Genomic DNA, 17,660 nt, shown 5'->3' on the forward strand with positions numbered 1-17,660 from the left:
TTCCTTCCTTACAGTCCATATAGATTCATCACACGTGTAATATTCTGTTTCACATCAAATCCTCTTTGTTCAAGCTGTGAGGTAATGGTCTCTTGAAGAGGAGGTTCTGCATGATATGCTTCAAGCACCGCCTTCATCCATTCATGCGCGGAATCTCGCAGCGACATCCTTTTCACAAGCCCGCAGCCTAAATCTACTTCCTCTGTAATATGATCTGAAATCACACAAGGCAGCCCAGATGCCTGTGCTTCCACTAATACAAGCGGAAGACCTTCAAACAAGGAAGGCATCACAAAAATATCAAATGCTTTCATATACTGTGGAACGTCTGATACGACGCCTGTAAAGACAATGTCCTCCATCAGGCCTGCCTTCTCCGCATACGATTCGACTACTTGCTTCAGCGGTCCATCTCCTACGAGGACAAGCTGAAATGAAACGCCTTGCTTCTTTAAGGTCTGGGCCAGCTCCATAAAAAAAACATGATTTTTTTGCTCATGGAACCGCCCAATATGACCGATGACCATGTTTTTTTCGCGAAGATGGAGCTGCTTTTTGATCTCCGCCTTTTCGTCTGGATCAGGCTGAAAAAAAAGGGATAAATCAATCCCATTTGGCAGCACCTCAACTTGCCCGTTCTGCATTTTTTTCTGTCCAAATAAAAAGACTCCGGCATCCTCGCCGCATGCAACAAGCTGTGTAGAGAATGCAAAGATCAGCTGGCGAAACCCTTTGAGCATCATATGATCCAGCCAGTTTGGCGACTGCTTCCACGCTGTATTATGCGAATGGCAAATGCGCACCTTCACACCCGCTAGTTTTGCAGCAAATGCGGAGAAGCCTGTCTGAAAATCCGTATGTGCATGCACGGCCTGATAGGGTCCTGTTTGCCTAATTGTCTTTGTCAATGTTTTCACAAAAGCAACCGGAGAGGACGCCCCAATACTCGGGACATAAAAGATGCGTCCCCCAAGCTCGCGAATTTCCTCATCATAATCACAGACGTCCTGCCGGTGGGTAATGAAATCAAATTGAAGGACATTCCTGTCGAGTGCACGATAGATATTCATAATCATCGTTTCAGCTCCGCCGCGGTTCATCCCGCCCACAATATGAAGCACGCGCTTTGGCTCACTCATCCCGAACAGCCCTTCTCTTCAGCATAGACGTCGCCAGCTTCCGGCGATGATAAAGCTTCATGACCTTCGGTGACAAGCAGGCACGGACCACCGGCTTTAGAGCAAATAAATAGTCAAGCGGTGATAGCTTTAATAGCCAGCATGCTTTCAAAACGAGCCAGGCATTATCCATCGAATATCGAAACTTTCGCCGCTGAAAGGCTGCTTCATCCTCTCTCACAAGATATAACGGCTCTTGTAAATTAAAGCCTTTCCTCCCAGCAGCAAAAAAGCGGATCCAAAGATCGATATCTTCCATCCGCCTTGTTGTTTTCACAGAGCGATATCCATTTAAAGCTTTGTAAGCAGAAGCCCTCATCATAATGGTCCCATGACAAAAAGGAGTTCCTCTTGCCATCACCTTCCGATCAGGCTCTGAAACAAGTGCCCGCACACCCCTTGTTCCCGTTTCATCAAAAACTGTCATCGCCGTACCGACCACATCGTATTCAGGATATGTATCGAGGAAATGAACCTGTTTTTCTAAACGAACAGGCACCGATAGATCATCGCCATCCTGCCTTGCAATCAACTCCCCCCTCGCTTCAGCCAGACAGCGATTAAGACTGGCAGCGAGCCTTTGATTTTGTTGATTACGGATCAGGCGAATTCTTTCAGGATGTCGTTTTGTATAAGACAGCACCTTCTCATAAGTGCCATCTGTTGATGCGTCATCACATATGATGAGCTCCCAGTTTTCATATGTTTGATGAAGAATGGATTCAATACTTTCTTCTACTGTCTCTTGGCAATTGTAGACGCCCATGATAATTGACACCTTTGGTTTACGCATGCTGTATCACCTTCTCTGCTTGATCCATATAAATTGTATAAATTTCTTCCATTGCACTGACCGTCTGCTCCTGTGCAAATGCATGAGCGATAGAGCGTCCCGCTTTTCCCATGAGAAGCAGCTGATCCTTTTTGTCATAGAGCTGCTGCAAGTAATCAGCTAAACCATTCACATCCTGCGGTTTAACTAAAAAACCATTGACGCCATGTTTGACAAGCTCACAATGCCCTCTATTCTCCGTTGCAATCACGGGTTTTTCTGCCGACATCGCTTCAAGCAGGTTCATGCCGAGCCCTTCTCTCAAGCTGGTGGAAACACACACATCGCTCAAATGCATCCATTCCTCCATTTGTTTGCAAAACCCAGCAAAGTGAACATGCTTTTCAAGCTGGAGCTGGCGGGTAAGCTTTTCATAGTTTGGTCTCATTGTCCCTTCCCCGGCAAACACGATCTTTATATTTGGTATTTTCCTAGACAGTTGTGCACATGCTTTGATGAGCATTCCTTGATTTTTATTCATGTTTAATTCGCCAGCACACAGTACGATAAAATCTTCCGCAGAAAAGCCGTAGGCTGCGCGGAGACGCTGTTTCTCTTTTTCATCAACTGGTGCGAACCGTTTCATATCCACACCCATACCGGGCACATAATAAACAGATGTCCGCTCTTTTGATAGACGGTCTGCTCTTTTAAAATCCTCCCCATTAATGGTGATCAGTGCGTCTGTATAGCGGGCAAGAAATCTCTCAATTGGATAATAGAGCAGCCAGTTTTGAAGCGGCGCCCCCTGCCAAAAGTGAAAGCCATGTGCCGTGTAAAGAACCTTCGTTCCTTTTTTGCGCGCGCCCTTGGCTGCAAGCCTGCCAATGACACTTCCCATTGGTGTGTGGCAATGGATGAAATCATAGTGCTCTTTCGCTAACAGCTTCTTCAGTTCTACATACGCAAGCCGGTTGCGGACATGAAAAGGAGAGCGCTGAATCGGAATCGAGTGAGCTTGATTCACATAGGGCAGCTCCAGCTGGCCATTTGCCGCTGTATGCACTTCCCATCCTTTTTCCTGAAACCACTGGAAATATGGAAGGTGAAAGGCTTTAAAGTGATAATCAACCGTTGCGCAAAACAAGACTTTTTTCTTCATTGGCAAGCGGCTCCTCCTCTCGTTTCATCTGTTCGGACAACATATCATGCGACTCAATGGCCGCAAATAATGCTTGTCTCATTTGCTCTTCACTCATCATGTCAAATTCATGGATAAAGCGGTTCAGCACATATGGGTCACCATCCAGCGCATGGCCGATATGAATTTTCGGGAAGATTTGTTCCTGTGCTTTTTCATGCTGGTTCAGTAGTTCTTCGTACATTTTCTCCCCAGGACGAATGCCTGTGAAAGTGATCGGAATCTGGTCTGTGGTGTAGCCTGAGAGGTGAATGAGGTTTTCTGCGAGGTCTACGATTTTCACTGGCTCCCCCATATCTAAAACAAAAATCTGTCTTCCTTCTGCCAGTGCACCTGCCTGAATCACAAGCCTTGATGCTTCTGGGATGGTCATAAAATATCTTGTCATGGCTGGGTGCGTGACTGTCACCGGCCCGCCTTGCTCGATTTGTTTCTTAAAAATAGGGATGACGCTCCCTCTGCTTCCAAGTACATTTCCAAATCGAACGGCGACAAATTTTGTTTCGCTGCTTGCCCCCATTTGCATAATCAACATTTCAGCAAACCGCTTAGTGGCTCCCATCACATTGGCAGGGTTGACTGCTTTGTCAGATGAGATGAGGACGAATGTTTCAATGCCGTGCTCATGCGCGGCTTCTGCGACATTTTTTGTGCCGATAATATTGTTTTTCACGGCTTCTTTCGGACTGATCTCCATGAGCGGAACATGCTTATGTGCCGCGGCATGATAAATCATATCCGGTTGAAACTGACCAACGATTTCACTCATTTTCTGTTTATCTTGAATATCCGCAATTTGTGGATAGAGTCTGATGCTGTCTCCATATAATTCTTTCAGCTCTAGTAAAATAGAATGAATGCTAAATTCTCCATGTCCCACAAGTACAATCGCTTGAGGAGCAAACACACAAATTTGACGGCAGATTTCTGACCCAATTGATCCGCCTGCCCCTGTGACCATGATCGTTTTTCCTTTTAAATGTACAGATAGACGGCTCGTATCTAATTGAATCGGTTCTCTCCCTAGTAAATCCTCTGGCTGTACATCCCGTAATTGATTCAGCGCATGGGTTCCCTTTAGAATCTGATCCATTTCCGGCATGATCTGTGTTTTGACTCCAGTCGCTACACATTCCTTATACAGCCCTTTTAAGGTGTGGCTGCTTTTGGACGGAATGGCAATGATGATCTTCTGAATATCCATCATCACGACAGCTGTTTGAATTTGTTCTTTTCCTCCTATGACAGGCAGACCCATAATTTCAAGCCTATGTTTCGTCTTGTCATCATCGATGAAGGCGACTGGCTCAATATGTACATCACTCGATTGCTGTAGCTGACGAACGAGCATGGTCCCCGCTGATCCGGCGCCAATGATTAATGCCCGCTCCTTTTCTGCCTGAAGCCGCTTTGCTCCGTCATGAAATAGCCTGGAAGCCATCCGAGAGGCACCGATGAATAAGATATGAAAAAGCCACACGATGAATAAAAACCGAAATGGCCATGTCTGCACGAAAAGGTACAGCATCGTCATCGAAAATAAAAAAGAACACACAAAGGTCTTCATTAAAGAAAATAACTCTCTTACTCCTGTATAAGCCCATACTTGCTTGTACACATGAAATATGCAGGCAAATAGATGGTGCCCAATGAGCAGACTGAGTGAAGAAATGGCGAGCATTTCAAATGTATAAACGGTTAAAGCCGCCTCTTGGACAAATTGAAAACCAAAAAAGACGGCAACTAAGATGAGATATGAATCTAGTGCTACGATGATTGATAATCTTTGGGCGTAAGTCAACGCTCCTCCCCCTTTTTAAAGCATCACTATTCTTACGTAACATGGGCATCAAACCCGTCCTCACATCCCACTACTGATGACGAGCATCTAAGGCACCGGTTGTGCCCACAGCAGGATCGAGTGCCTCCATTGTTAAAGATTAGGAGACATCACCTATCAATCTTTTTAATACATGTACAGCCTGCCCTTTTTCTCTTTCTTGCCATTTAGCATAGCTCCAAGCAGTTTACTTGTTGTTCCCTCTAATACTTCTTTTGATTTCTTCACAGCAGCAATCTTTGTTTTGCCGCTTAAGACAACGAGAATGCTCCCATCCGTCCGGTTCGCCAAGATCTTTGCATCTGCAACTGGCAGAAGCGGCGTGGAATCAACAATCACCATGTCATATTGCTGTTCAATCTCATAAAATAGCTGCTTCATCACAGAAGAGGAGAGCAGCTCTGCTGGATTCGGCGGAATGGTTCCGCTCGGAAGCAGCTCTAAATGCTCAATCGGTGTAGGTAAAATAGCTTCTTCCAAGCTGCAATTATTTAATAGCACATTTGTCAAACCGGTGTGATGACTCAGGTCAAAATATTCATGAACGGCCGGCTTTCGCAAATCAGCGTCCATGAGCAGCACCCGCTTGTTCTGCTGTGCAAAAACAGCTGCTAAGTTTGCAGCCGTAAATGATTTCCCTTCCTTCGGCAAGGAGGAGGTCACTAATATCGATTTCAGCCTTGTTTGGATCGATGTGAATTCGATGTTTGTTCGGATCGTACGGAATTGTTCCGCAATGACAGAGTGAGGATTTAATACAGAAATACAGGATAAATCTCTCTTTTCTCTCTTCTTCCTCTTAAAGATCAATGTTCTGTCCTCCCGTTATGACGGACTGCTTGTCTTTTTTGGCCCTCCTGTCTGCCTGCATCTGATAGACACTGCCAAGGGACGGCAATCCGATCTCTTCTCTTATTTGATGTGTTCGTTTTACAGTATCATCGAGTAAATTCATTAAGAAAATGAGTGTCATTCCCCCTAATAAAGAGGCGCCTAGTGCCAGAACGATATGAACGAATTTCCTCGAATTCATCAGAATCGTGTTGGACAGCTTGGCTTCAGACAAAACATTAATGCGATCCATATTCATTGTTTTTTTGATTTCTTCTTGCAGCACCTCTGTTGCAGTATTCGCAATGGCGACTGCCTTCGCGCGATCCTCATCTTGTACAGAAATATTGATGACCTCAGACTCATTTTCTGTACTTGTGGCAATTTTGTGTTTTAATCCTTCTGCTGATTCTGTGAGATGGAGTGTTTCTTTTACTTTTTCAATGACGATTGGGCTTTTTAATAAAACTTGAAAGGTACGTGTATATTGAAGGTTCATCTGAATATCGTTTAAATCTGCTTGTGCGTCATTGCTGCGTTTATGAACAAGAATTTGAGTGGTTGCCTGATATACAGGAGTCGAGACATAGAACTGATAATAGGCTGAAATGCCCGTTACGATCAGGACAATCAGGATCAGAAGGGCCATTTTCTCTTTAATGACAGAAAACAGCTGCTTAAAACCTATATTCTCATTCATAGATACCTCCCGATTTCATCATAAAAAGGTTATATATGGTTTCTTTTTGTTAATGATTGGATTATAAAAGATAATACCCGCAAAGAAAAATGTCATAATAGGTCTTATAGTTCTTTTTAAAGAACGAAATCGTTCGTTTTCTTTTGTTTACTTCCTGATTCTTACGTTTTTGAATTTTATAAAGAACAATTTATTTCTTATAATGAACGAAAAGGTCGCAGAACTATTCGCCGGGGAGAAGGGAGATCATTGATCGAATGATAGGCAAGGTGATACGCATTTACCGAAAGAGAAAAGGATACTCGATTCAGCAGCTGGCTGAGGATGCTCATGTCTCTAAGTCATATTTGAGCAAAATTGAGCGTGGTGTCCACAGGAATCCATCTGTCCAGTTCTTAAAAAAGGTATCCTCTTCATTAGAGATTGATTTACAAGAGCTGTTTGATGCAGAGACGATGATGTTTCATTACACTGAGGGTGATGAACACGAATGGCGGGAGCATATCGTCAATGCCGTCCAAGCCGGCATGCCTAAAGAAGAGCTCTATCAGCTGCTCCAAACGTATCGAAAGGAGCAGGAAGAAAAGTCGATACATGTCACCCATAGAAAGCTGACTGACTCAAATATTGCAGAATGGAAGCGTCTAATGAGTGAAGCGAAGGCAATTGGCTTAAGCATTGAGGAAGTAAAAGCTTTCCTCAACAACATGGGAGAACGCCGGGCGTAAGCCTTTCAGGAAGAATGATTGCGGGGAGAGGCGTTTGACGCTTCGATGAAAAAGAGCCTTTGATTCATGAAAGGCTCTTTTTTCTCTTATTCTTCTTTTTTTGTTCGTGCTTTTTTCGTTATATCATTGTTTTTCCAATAGGCCCATAGTGATGTAATCCCTAGAAAGGCCAGCGTGATGAATTGCTGAACGCCTTCTTCATCAATAGGAATTGGGCTTTTTCCCGCAGCGGTTAGCGCACTGTTAACAAGCGCCAGTAAAAGCAGCACAAGCCTTGCAATTGTACCTGCACTAATTTTTTGAACCTTCAACTGTAACCCCTCCCTTTCCTCTTCTCACGGGCGGTATTGCTCGTTCTCTCTCATATGTATGCAGCGGCCGAATGAATAGAAGAACGAATCAAAAAAAGAGACATCATTCCTATACGCGGAATGATGTCTGATTTCATTTGCTATTTATTTAGAAAACATCTCTTTTGCTTCATCCAATGCCATTTTATTGCCTAGAGCTGAGTAATCGAGCCATGGCTGATCGGCAATCGGATAGACTTGGTTTTTCTTCACTGCTTTTAGACCCTTCCAAATTGGAGTCTTTTCTAATTGCTTGAATGCCTGCTGCGCTTTATCATCACGGTTGACGACAACAAAGATCGCATCAGCATCATAATCAGGAAGAACCTCTTGAGAAATCACTTCAAATGGGCGCTTGCTGTCCAGCTTTTTCACACCATCGACAGGTGTCAGGCCTAAATCATCGTATAAAATAGGACCCATTGGGCGCTTCATGCTAAATACGCGAAGCTCCTTTGCTGTCACACGGATCGCCATGACTTTTCCGTTTCCAATCTTTTTCTTGATGAGCGATTTGACTTCTTTTGCTTCTTGATTGTAATTCTTAATATATTGGTCCGCTTCTTTTTCTTTATTGACGTGTTTGGCGATTTTTTTCAAGTGATCCCGCCATGTGCCATCATTTAAATTAAACACTTCTGTTTTGGCGATCTTCTTATATTTCGATAAGTCTTGTCCGGCTAATTCTTCATCAACATAAATGACATCTGGTTGTAACGCAAGCAGTGATTCCATATCTGGATCAGCTGCAATGCCGAGCTTCTTTGTCTGACTCAGCTGCTTTTTCGCATGTGGAAGGAAATCTTTTAAGTCTCCTCCTACAACAGAGCCCGCTGGTTTGATACCGAGTGCTAACAAGTCATTTGTTAAATGAATGGACAAGGAAGCAATCTTTGGTGTTCCATTGGTCTTTTCATTTGTTGTATTCTTTGTTTCCTGTTGTCCGCAAGCGGCAAGCAGCAAGAAACAGAGCGTTAATCCAAACACTAGTAGTTTTTTCATGATGAGTTCCTCTTTCATGTTTATTTCGTTTTAGTTAATAAATAGAGAAAATACGGGGCACCGATAAAGGCCACGACCACACCCGCTGGTATGGCATTTGGAGCAAAGATGGACCGCCCGATTGTATCGGCACTGACCAAAATCAACAAGCCAAGCAGCGCACTCACTGGTAAAAAATACTGATGCAGTGACCCGACCAGCCGCCTGGCCAAATGCGGGGCGACGAGGCCAATAAAGCCAATACCGCCTGTCATCGAAACACTTGCACTCGCGAGGCCAACCGCTAAGGTCAGCAAGAGGAGGCGTTTACGCTGGACTCGCACACCTACACTTGAGGCGACAGCATCTCCTAATGTCAATGCATTGAGCGTGTTTGACTGCATCAGCGTAAGCGGCACAAGGCATACAATCCAAGGCAGAAGTGCCAGTACATGAATCCAGTCTCTCCCCCAGACATTGCCCACAAGCCATCTCGAAGCAAACGTGTATGTATCTTCATCCAGCTTCAATGACAAATATAAGGTGAGTGCACTAAATCCCGCAGCAACCGCAATGCCAACTAAGATCAGACGGATAGGAACAAGCCCTTCATGCCGGTCATATGCAAGAAGCACAATAACCGCTGCCGCAAGCAGTCCGCCGCCAAACGTAAAGAGCGGAATAAGAAGAGACGGATTGCCTTCAAGTGCATGAAAATATGTCACAAACACAATTAAGCCAAATGCTGCCCCTGCATTCAGTCCAATGATTCCAGGATCGGCCAGAGGGTTACGGGATAAGCTCTGCAAAATGCCGCCAGCAATGCCAAGACCAATACCAGCTAACATCGTCACCACGATTCGAGGCAGACGATAGTCAAACAGCACCGTTTCACTTTGGAAATCTCCAAAGCCAAATAACGTTTTGACGACCATAACAGGACTGAGTTTCAGCGTACCGGTATTTAAACTATACAGAACAACAGCCGCACTCAGGCAAAGCAAAACGACTGTCACGGCAAGAGCACGCTGTTTCTCTCTCATGACAAGTTCCTCCCTTCTTTTCTGGCAATGTATAAGAAGAAAGGAACACCAACAAGTGCCACCATCACGCCAATGGCAAGCTCTCTTGGCGGATTGACTGTACGGCTGGCAAGGTCTGCAAAGACAAGCAGCATTGCGCCTAATATCGCTGACATCGGAATAACGAAACGATAATCTACACCAACAAGCTTTCGTGCAATATGCGGGATGACGAGACCGACAAACCCAATCGACCCGACTGCTGATACAGAAACCCCTGCTAATAACACAGCAGCGGTCATGCCTAGTATTCGCACTTGTCGGGTTTTCACCCCTAAATTCGCCGCTGTATCTTCACCGAGCGATAGTAAGGAAAGTGACCGGCCTAATAGTATTGCCCATACGATCACAATCAGAATGACCGGAGCAAGAATCGTCAGCTGCGGCCATTTCACACCAGCTACCCCGCCTGCATACCAAAAAGCCAGATCCTGACTCAGATCAAAATAAATCGCGATCCCAGAGCTGAGCGCATGAAGCAATGCGGCGACAACCGCTCCTGCTACAGTGAGACGCAGCGGTGTCAATACGCCGCCAGCCGCCCCAATCGCAAAGATCAGTAGCGTACTGAGCACAGCACCAATAAAGGAGAAAAACATCAGTGCCGAATAAGGCATTCCTGGGAAAAAAGCAAAACAGAGAGCGACCACAAACATCGCACCGCCATTAATACCCAAAATCCCCGCATCTGCCAGTGGATTTCTTGTGATGCCCTGCATAAGAGCACCCGCTACGGCAAACGCCGCTCCCACTAGAGCTGCCCCTAAAACACGTGGAAGTCTTAATTCATGGATGATCTGCTGCTCTGTGACATTTGACTGATAGTCAAATACAGCTGTCCAAACCGTTTGCAGAGACAATGTTTTTGCACCGTATGACACAGCAAAAAACATGGCAGCCGCTAAACCAATAACGGCGAGAAAAAATATTAAAAAGAACAGAATATGTGATGATCGCTTTTGTTGAGGTTTTCGCTTATCCTGCAAAATCGGTGTCATCCTTTTCTTCATTAAAAGTCAGTTTGAAAATGAGAATCATAATCAACAAAATTATAGCCGCCAGCCTCTAAAAAATCAATGTACACCCTATTTTTTAATTAATGAAGGTATGTGCGGAGTAGAGAAAGGCGGGGTTCTTTTTGCCTCACAGAACGACCTATCATGTTTTCTCATATTTTAATAGGAAAATAGTTGACATTTTGCATGAATATCCACTAAAATTACAAAAGTAAGTCAAATGTTATAAAAATATTACAAACAGATGTCAAAATAATAAAGAATGACCCGTCATGAGAGGAGATTTGAAAGTTGTGTCAGTAAAGGGAAAATGGAGTATCGTCCTATTTGCGCTTGCAGTCGTCATTGGAGCAGTTGCTTTCTTTCAAAATCAACAAGCAAGCGGTACAGAGAAGAAAAATGTAAAGCAAGATACGAACTATAAAAACGTGGAAATTGTCACTCTCGTAAATGACGGGAAATTTATGAGATATGCAGTCAACTATCCTCTTTTTCATCAAAAAGAGCTAGATGACAAGATTCAAAGCTATGCCAATTCAGCATTAGAGCATTTCAAAAAAACATTCAGCGAAGCAAAGGATATCGATGAACATAAACGCTATGAACTGAATATTGATTATGAAATGGTGCATTATGCAAAGCAGTCTGCTGCCATTCGCTTTACGACCTATACGTATACTGGCCAGCAAAATGGAACCACCAATCATCTCACGATTAACTTTGATTTTCAGAAAAAAACCTTTCTTGACACAAAAGATCTATTTCTGCCTAAAACCAATTATTTAAAGAAATTATCCTATATTACATATTCGGAGCTTCGAAAGGATAAAACCTTATCTAAGGATCAGCCTCTCCTTCAGAAAGGAACAGCCCCTGATGCTCAAAACTTCAGTCAATTTGCCTTGAAAGACAAATATGTAGAATTTTATTTCCCTGCATCTCAAGTAGCCGCAGAGGATCTTGGTCCGCAAACACTCGCAATCAAAAAGACATTGCTGAAGGACATATTAAAGCCAGAATATATGGATAAAATCAAAAATAAAAATGAAATGAAAGAACCGAACCCAAAAAGAAAAGCCGTCAAGCTTCCGCAAAAATCAAAGCTTGACCCGAATAAAAAAGCCATCGCACTCACATTTGATGATGGACCGAATCCAGCGACAACCTCAAAAATTTTAGATGCGCTGAAGAAAAATAAAGGACATGCCACCTTTTTCGTCTTAGGCAGCAGGGTGCAGTATTATCCTGGAATGCTTGCCGACATTCTAAAAGGCGGGAATGAGATCGGAAACCATTCCTACAATCACCCTTTATTAACAAGACTGCCTTTAGAAGAAGCCGTGAAACAAGTGAAGGACACCCAGCAGCTGATTGAGAAAGCAAGCGGATATACACCTACGCACTTTAGACCGCCATATGGCGGTACAAATCAAGACATCAATGAGGCGATTGGGATGAAGGTCACTTTGTGGGATGTTGATCCTGAGGATTGGAAAATCCGCAACAGCCAGCAGATCACAAACCGCGTTCTCTCACATGCAGCAGATGGCAGAACAGTGTTAATGCACGATATTTATGAAAGCTCAGCTCAAGCAGCAGTAAAGATCATCCGTGAACTCACCAAACAAGGCTACCAGCTCGTCACAGTGAGTGAACTTGAACAATTAAAAAAAGAACGACATGAACAAACCCCTGTAAAGTAAACAGGGGTTTTTGTTTTATGACTCCAAAGACTTTTTTTGCTTCAATAATGCTTGAAATCTCTCTTCAAGCTCTTGCGACGGCTCAATACTTAAACGGCTGAGCACTTCAGACAGCTCCATATCAATTAACAGAAGCTCCTCATCTCTATTTGTCACAGCTGGTTTTTCTTCCTTTTGTTTATATGCTTCATATGTGCCATCAAATCCTTCAATACGTTCCTCATGAATATGGAAAATACGAGTGGCAACTTCCTCTATCAGCCTGCGATCGTGGGAAACAAACACAACGGTACCTGGATAATCCTTCAAGAGACCTTCAAGTGCTTCAACTGCGGCCAGATCTAAAAAGTTCGTCGGTTCATCCAGCATGAGAACATTGGCATCACTGACGAGTAAGGACGCAAGCATCGTTTTCACCCGTTCTCCCCCGCTTAATACGCCAACAGGCTTATGCACATCATCCCCTCTAAATCCTAGTCTCGCCAAAACCGTTCGAACCACTGTCTCTTCTTGAACCGCCTCTTTCAGCGCATTTTGTAAAATCGATTCATCTACCTTCAGTCCTGAAAGATCCTGACGGAAGTACGCTAGCTTGACGGCCTCTGAACGAGTAACTCCGGGATATCCATTCACTAACATACGGAGAAATGTCGTTTTGCCGCTCCCGTTCTTTCCGATAATAGCAACCTTGTCTCCGCCCCTCACTTCCACATTCGCCTGCTTCCAAAGCACTTTATCGCCCGCCTTGCCATCTACATTTTCCACGCGCAAAATGGTACGGCTAGCTACTTCCTTCATCGTATGCTGAGTCATTTGGATCGGCTGAATGTCCTTTACCTTCTCAACCTTTTCTAATTTCTCCATCCTGGTTTCAATGGATTTGGCTGTTTTTTGCAGCTTTTTTTGCTTATTTGCATAGTAGGGCTTTGCAATTTTAGGTCCTGAGGATTTCACCTTTTGGGATGGCTTTGTCGCTTTGTCCGCCTTTTTCTTTTTCTTTTCCAGGGCATGCTCTAATTGTTTTTTCTTTTGTGTATAGGCTTCGTATGCTTCCACCTGCTGACGATGTGCCAGCTCTTTTTGCTGTGCAAAATGTGTGTAGTTGCCTTTGTAATGATGAAGCTTCCCATGATCCAGCTCCCAAATCTCCGTACATATTGCATCTAAAAAAGCACGATCATGTGAAACAACAATGAGAGCTCCCTGATAATGAAGCAGCTTATCTTCCAGCCACTCAATATGCTCTGTATCCAAATGAGTTGTCGGTTCATCTGCTAATAAAAGGGCTGACGGCCGGCTTAATGCTCTTTCAATATAAGTCTGGGTCATTTCACCGCCACTCTGTCTGCCATCTCCTTGTTTCAATTGTGGAAGCAGTATACAAGTCGCTGTGGCGGCCACCGTGCCGCTGTCTGGTGTTTCCTGCCCCGCCAGCACATGCAGTAAAGTTGTTTTGCCGCTGCCATTTGTCCCTACAAGACCAATGCGATCATCTTGATGAATGGCTAGTTCCTCAATATCAAATAACAAGCGATCTTTTCGAAATACTTTTAACTGATTGGCTTTTAATAACATCCAATCCTCTCCTTTCGTATCAGGAGACATGAAAAAGCCTCCCATTCTCAGAATAGGAGGCAAAATGGTGTACAAAAATAAGCGGATTGATCCAGTATGGTGTGCCGTTCCAATTTGAACACACACATCCCACGTATCAATCACCTCATTCTTTGATTCCCAAGCTGTACCATCCTATTCCGAAGCTAAAAAATGAAAACGCAGCAAACATGGCAAACCGATCGTTTGCTAACTGCCTTCGTTCATTCATTTTGCTTACAGGTCATAGGATTAGTACTTCATTGCATTGGGTCACCCTTCCGTCGTTTGTTACGTATACGATAAAAGATTGGTTATTTTTTGTCAAGCTGAAAAGGCATAAGTGAGTCGATTAACTGGAGTGTAAATGGATGGGACACTTCAAACAGTTCGTCCTTTTTGCATTCTTCCACTAGGCTTCCTTCATGTAAAAATAGGAGACGGTCACATAGATACACCGCTGCTTCTACATCATGAGTAATGAGAAGGATGGTCATGTCTAGCTCTTGTTTTAATGTCTCAAGCAGCTCCAATATTTGTACTTGAACAGAGACATCCAGTGAGCTCAAGACTTCATCTAGTATGAGAATGGATGGGTGCGTTGATATGGCTCGTGCGATGCACACTCGCTGGAGCTGACCGCCGCTTAGCTGATGAGCATATTGATTCAGTACAGACGAGGGCATTCTGACTTGCTGAAGTAATGACAAAACTTTCTGATCCAGATTCTGATTCTGCTTTAACAAACGCATCGGTTCTGCTACGATCTCTTTCACCGTAAAGGAGGGATGAACAGAAGATAGATAATCCTGAAAGACAACACTCATTTTCCCCCGATTTACTCTCCGCCACTTGTCAGCTGGCATACCATCAATCTGTACCTCGCCTCCATCTATTTTTTCTAAACCGAGCAGGATACGTGCCAATGTACTTTTGCCACTGCCGCTCTCACCGACTAATCCGGCACATTGTCCTTTTTCAATTTGAAACGAAACGTTTGATATGCGTTCTTTTGATTTCTTTTGATGTGAAAAAAGACCTTTCTTCTCGCCCTGTTTGACTAGATTTAAAGCTGTGATCAACATGGAAACGCCTCCACTCTCTTCTGCTGCCGCAGTGCTTTAATAGGAGCAGATAATCGAAGCCTCGTCTCCAGTAAATGCTTTGTTTGGGGATGCTCGGGTGATGTGAACACTTCCTTGGCTGACCCATGCTCAAGCATTACTCCTTGGTGCATGACCATCAACTCATCGGCGATTGCCTGAACGACGCCTAAATCATGCGTTATGACGATCAAGGTAACACCGGTTTCTTCCTTTAGCCTGTGTAATTGTCTGATGACTTCACGCCGATTAAAGGCATCAAGCGATGCAGTTGGCTCATCTGCAATGATCACGTTAGGAGAAAGCATCATCGTGATGCCAATCATCACACGCTGAAGCATTCCTCCAGACAGTTCATACGGGTATTTTTTCATCAAATCATATGGATTTTTTAAATGAACACGTGCAAGCCCAGCCATAGCATGTGCTTTTGCTTCTTTCCCGCGTAAGCCCAAATGCTGCTGAAATGTTTCCAATATTTGATGACCAATCGTTTCGATGGGATTGAATGCATTCATAGCATCTTGTGAGATGAAACCTATTCGTTTCCCCCGCCATTGATGTGCTTCTTGATTGGTCAATGTTTTGCCGTCAAAAATGATCGTTCCTTCCACTTCTAGCGAAGGGGCGACAAGGTCAATTAACGCTTTTGCGAGAGTTGATTTTCCACTGCCACTTTCTCCAATGACGGCTAAACAGCGTTGTTGGTGTAAAGAAAATGTGATATTCGTCACTATATTCTTTTGCTGCTGTGGATCATGTACGGACAGATTTTTTACGTCGATTAAAGGCAAATGGCCTCCCCCCTTTCTTTCTGGTATGATGCATGGCAGGATTCGCGGCATGCTGAAGGCTGTCTCCTAAAAAGTTCAACGCCATGACCACAAACAAGATGGCAAGTCCAGGCGCAAGCATATGGGCAGGATGTGTCACCATGACATTCTTCGCCTCGTTGAGCATCATACCCCATTCTGGTGTAGGTGCACTCACACCTAACCCAAGAAAAGACAGTGCTGATATATTTAAGATTACCCAGCCCGCATCAAGTGTCGCAAAAACAGCAATTTCTCCTGAGATACGAGGAATTAGATGTCTCCTCAATATGTAAAAGGGTGTGCCGCCAGACACCTTCGCAAACTGAACAGAAGGTTCATTCGCATATTGAAGGACAGATGAACGAATCATTCTTGTATACCAGGCCCATTTCGCTAGAACATTCGCCAAAATAATATTGAATAGTCCAGGTCCGAGGATTCCCACAACCGCAAGGATCATCACCTCTGCTGGAAAGGAAAGCATGACATCACACAGCCTCATCAAAACCCCATCCACCTTTCCTCGAAAGAATCCTGCCATGAGTCCAAGTACACTGCCAATGAGCATCGTGATACACATCGTCAGCATGGCCGCAAGCATTGTTGTCCGAATGCCATATAAAAGCCGAGACAATACACATCTCCCTAGATGATCCGTTCCTAATGGATAAGTAAGACTGATACCGGCATATTTTTGAAGAATGTTCGTATTTGTTGGGTCATGTGGTGCTAACACTGGTGCAAACAGTCCAGCTAATGCAACCAGTGCTAACAGCCAGATTGAAAGAATCGCCATACGGTCTTTTCTTAATTGATGCCACCCTATCATCGTTGTCAGACCTCCTTTCGCAACTGCGGATTCATGGTCATTTGGATCACATCAGCGATGAGATTGCACATAACAAACAGGAACCCCATCACAAATAAATAGGCTTGAATAATAGGGAAATCAGCATGGAAAATAGCTGTTACACACAACCGGCCAACCCCTGGCCAAGCAAAAAGGTTCTCAATAATAACAGTTCCCGCAATGAGCTTTGGAATAGACATGCCAAGTGCTGTCACCGCTAATTGCAGGGCATGCCTCATGACTTTCAGTTGAACGGTTCGTTCCTTTAAACCACGTGCTCTTGCGTAAAAAACAAAGGGCTCGTGCTGAAATTTTAGAATTTGATTGCGTATCAGTCTCACATAGGTCGATAAGTAGCCAAATGATAATGTGACAGCTGGAAGAAGAATCGATTTGAACCCTTCCATTCCACTCGTATTGACCCAATTGAATTTGACAGAAAAAAGCCAAATCAACAATATCCCCAGCCAAAAACTAGGCATTGAAGCGGCGATAAACACAAAGGCTCTCAAGATCCGGTCCACCCAGGAATGATCAGCATATGCACAAATCACCCCGAACAACAAACTGAGCAATATGATCAAAAAGAGCGCTGCTCCTGCAAGCTGCAATGTAGCAGGCAGCGCCTCCATGATAAGATTAAAAACCGGCTCCTGTGTGACATAGCTCTTACCAAAATCACCTGTTAATCCATCTTTAAGCCATGTGGCATAGCGGATGAAAAACGGCTGGTCTAAGCCTAATTCCTGACGCATCGATTCAATCATTTCTTCTGTTGGTGTGACTTGATTCACCCGCAAAGCGACCTCAGCTGGATCACTTGCCCGCATCGTCAGCAGGACAAAAGCAAAGAAGGTGATGAAGATCATAAGCGGAAAAAGCATCAGTATTCGTTTTAAGAGATAGCGAGTCATGTC

Annotated in this window: 17 protein-coding genes; 2 read left to right on the plus strand and 15 right to left on the minus strand. The window is 44.0% G+C overall.

The window, feature by feature from the left end; all coding sequences use genetic code 11:
* Nucleotides 1-8: 8 nt before the first annotated feature.
* From NSQ72_RS15555 to NSQ72_RS15580, 6 genes are all read right to left on the minus strand, one after another.
* Complete coding sequence (locus tag NSQ72_RS15555) at nucleotides 9-1,139, minus strand: glycosyltransferase family 1 protein (RefSeq protein ID WP_106025598.1); 1,131 nt, start codon at nucleotides 1,137-1,139, stop codon at nucleotides 9-11.
* Nucleotides 1,132-1,971 carry a glycosyltransferase family 2 protein gene (locus NSQ72_RS15560; protein WP_144494108.1) on the minus strand — a complete coding sequence of 280 codons (840 nt, stop codon included), beginning with the start codon at nucleotides 1,969-1,971 and terminating at the stop codon, nucleotides 1,132-1,134. The genes NSQ72_RS15555 and NSQ72_RS15560 overlap by 8 nt, the downstream gene beginning before the upstream one ends.
* Complete coding sequence (locus NSQ72_RS15565; RefSeq protein ID WP_144494106.1) at nucleotides 1,964-3,112, minus strand: glycosyltransferase family 4 protein; 1,149 nt, start codon at nucleotides 3,110-3,112, stop codon at nucleotides 1,964-1,966. The genes NSQ72_RS15560 and NSQ72_RS15565 overlap by 8 nt, the downstream gene beginning before the upstream one ends.
* The gene (locus NSQ72_RS15570) at nucleotides 3,078-4,952 is read right to left on the minus strand and encodes a polysaccharide biosynthesis protein (RefSeq protein WP_341084494.1); all 1,875 of its coding nucleotides are present in this window, start codon (nucleotides 4,950-4,952) and stop codon (nucleotides 3,078-3,080) included. Before NSQ72_RS15570 ends, NSQ72_RS15565 begins: the two co-directional genes overlap by 35 nt.
* Before the next feature lie 165 nt (nucleotides 4,953-5,117).
* Complete coding sequence (locus NSQ72_RS15575; protein WP_024423527.1) at nucleotides 5,118-5,801, minus strand: CpsD/CapB family tyrosine-protein kinase; 684 nt, start codon at nucleotides 5,799-5,801, stop codon at nucleotides 5,118-5,120.
* On the minus strand, nucleotides 5,791-6,522 hold the full coding sequence (locus NSQ72_RS15580; protein WP_024423528.1) for a YveK family protein: 732 nt from the start codon (nucleotides 6,520-6,522) through the stop codon (nucleotides 5,791-5,793). The genes NSQ72_RS15575 and NSQ72_RS15580 overlap by 11 nt, the downstream gene beginning before the upstream one ends.
* Before the next feature lie 257 nt (nucleotides 6,523-6,779).
* Between NSQ72_RS15580 and slrR the strand changes: the two genes are divergently transcribed.
* Nucleotides 6,780-7,250, plus strand: a complete 471-nt coding sequence (gene slrR, locus NSQ72_RS15585) for an HTH-type transcriptional regulator SlrR (RefSeq protein WP_058837587.1) — start codon at nucleotides 6,780-6,782, stop codon at nucleotides 7,248-7,250.
* Between the two features lie 86 nt (nucleotides 7,251-7,336).
* On the opposite strand, the gene NSQ72_RS15590 is transcribed toward slrR, so the two are convergent.
* The 4 genes from NSQ72_RS15590 to NSQ72_RS15605 all read right to left on the minus strand — a co-directional run bounded on the left by NSQ72_RS15590 (nucleotide 7,337) and on the right by NSQ72_RS15605 (nucleotide 10,649).
* A complete protein-coding gene (locus tag NSQ72_RS15590; protein ID WP_008347764.1) occupies nucleotides 7,337-7,561 on the minus strand; it encodes a phage holin in 225 nt (74 codons plus the stop codon).
* Between the two features lie 144 nt (nucleotides 7,562-7,705).
* Nucleotides 7,706-8,605 (minus strand): iron-hydroxamate ABC transporter substrate-binding protein, encoded by a 900-nt coding sequence (locus NSQ72_RS15595; RefSeq protein ID WP_039183325.1) that lies wholly within the window; start codon nucleotides 8,603-8,605, stop codon nucleotides 7,706-7,708.
* A 17-nt stretch (nucleotides 8,606-8,622) separates the two neighbouring features.
* A complete protein-coding gene (locus NSQ72_RS15600; protein WP_039181585.1) occupies nucleotides 8,623-9,624 on the minus strand; it encodes a FecCD family ABC transporter permease in 1,002 nt (333 codons plus the stop codon).
* Nucleotides 9,621-10,649, minus strand: a complete 1,029-nt coding sequence (locus NSQ72_RS15605; RefSeq protein WP_180272443.1) for a FecCD family ABC transporter permease — start codon at nucleotides 10,647-10,649, stop codon at nucleotides 9,621-9,623. The genes NSQ72_RS15600 and NSQ72_RS15605 overlap by 4 nt, the downstream gene beginning before the upstream one ends.
* A 323-nt stretch (nucleotides 10,650-10,972) precedes the next feature.
* Here NSQ72_RS15605 and NSQ72_RS15610 point away from each other — a divergent pair, with 323 nt between their 5' ends.
* Nucleotides 10,973-12,382 (plus strand): polysaccharide deacetylase family protein, encoded by a 1,410-nt coding sequence (locus NSQ72_RS15610; protein ID WP_144467949.1) that lies wholly within the window; start codon nucleotides 10,973-10,975, stop codon nucleotides 12,380-12,382.
* A 15-nt stretch (nucleotides 12,383-12,397) separates the two neighbouring features.
* Here NSQ72_RS15610 and abc-f read toward each other — a convergent pair whose 3' ends face one another.
* From abc-f to opp1B, 5 genes are all read right to left on the minus strand, one after another.
* Nucleotides 12,398-13,957: a ribosomal protection-like ABC-F family protein gene (gene abc-f / locus NSQ72_RS15615; protein WP_341085043.1), complete on the minus strand. Its 1,560-nt coding sequence runs from the start codon at nucleotides 13,955-13,957 to the stop codon at nucleotides 12,398-12,400.
* 332 nt (nucleotides 13,958-14,289) lie between these two features.
* Entirely contained in the window at nucleotides 14,290-15,060 is a 771-nt protein-coding gene (locus tag NSQ72_RS15620) for an ABC transporter ATP-binding protein (protein WP_341084497.1), read from the minus strand.
* On the minus strand, nucleotides 15,054-15,872 hold the full coding sequence (locus NSQ72_RS15625; protein WP_341084498.1) for an ABC transporter ATP-binding protein: 819 nt from the start codon (nucleotides 15,870-15,872) through the stop codon (nucleotides 15,054-15,056). Before NSQ72_RS15625 ends, NSQ72_RS15620 begins: the two co-directional genes overlap by 7 nt.
* The gene (gene opp1C, locus NSQ72_RS15630) at nucleotides 15,835-16,722 is read right to left on the minus strand and encodes a nickel/cobalt ABC transporter permease (protein ID WP_151284840.1); all 888 of its coding nucleotides are present in this window, start codon (nucleotides 16,720-16,722) and stop codon (nucleotides 15,835-15,837) included. Before opp1C ends, NSQ72_RS15625 begins: the two co-directional genes overlap by 38 nt.
* A 5-nt stretch (nucleotides 16,723-16,727) precedes the next feature.
* Nucleotides 16,728-17,657 (minus strand): nickel/cobalt ABC transporter permease, encoded by a 930-nt coding sequence (gene opp1B, locus NSQ72_RS15635; RefSeq protein WP_268464320.1) that lies wholly within the window; start codon nucleotides 17,655-17,657, stop codon nucleotides 16,728-16,730.
* Nucleotides 17,658-17,660: the final 3 nt, after the last annotated feature.

This window comes from Bacillus sp. FSL R5-0659 (assembly GCF_038008785.1).
Taxonomy (GTDB): Bacteria; Bacillota; Bacilli; order Bacillales; family Bacillaceae; genus Bacillus; species Bacillus safensis.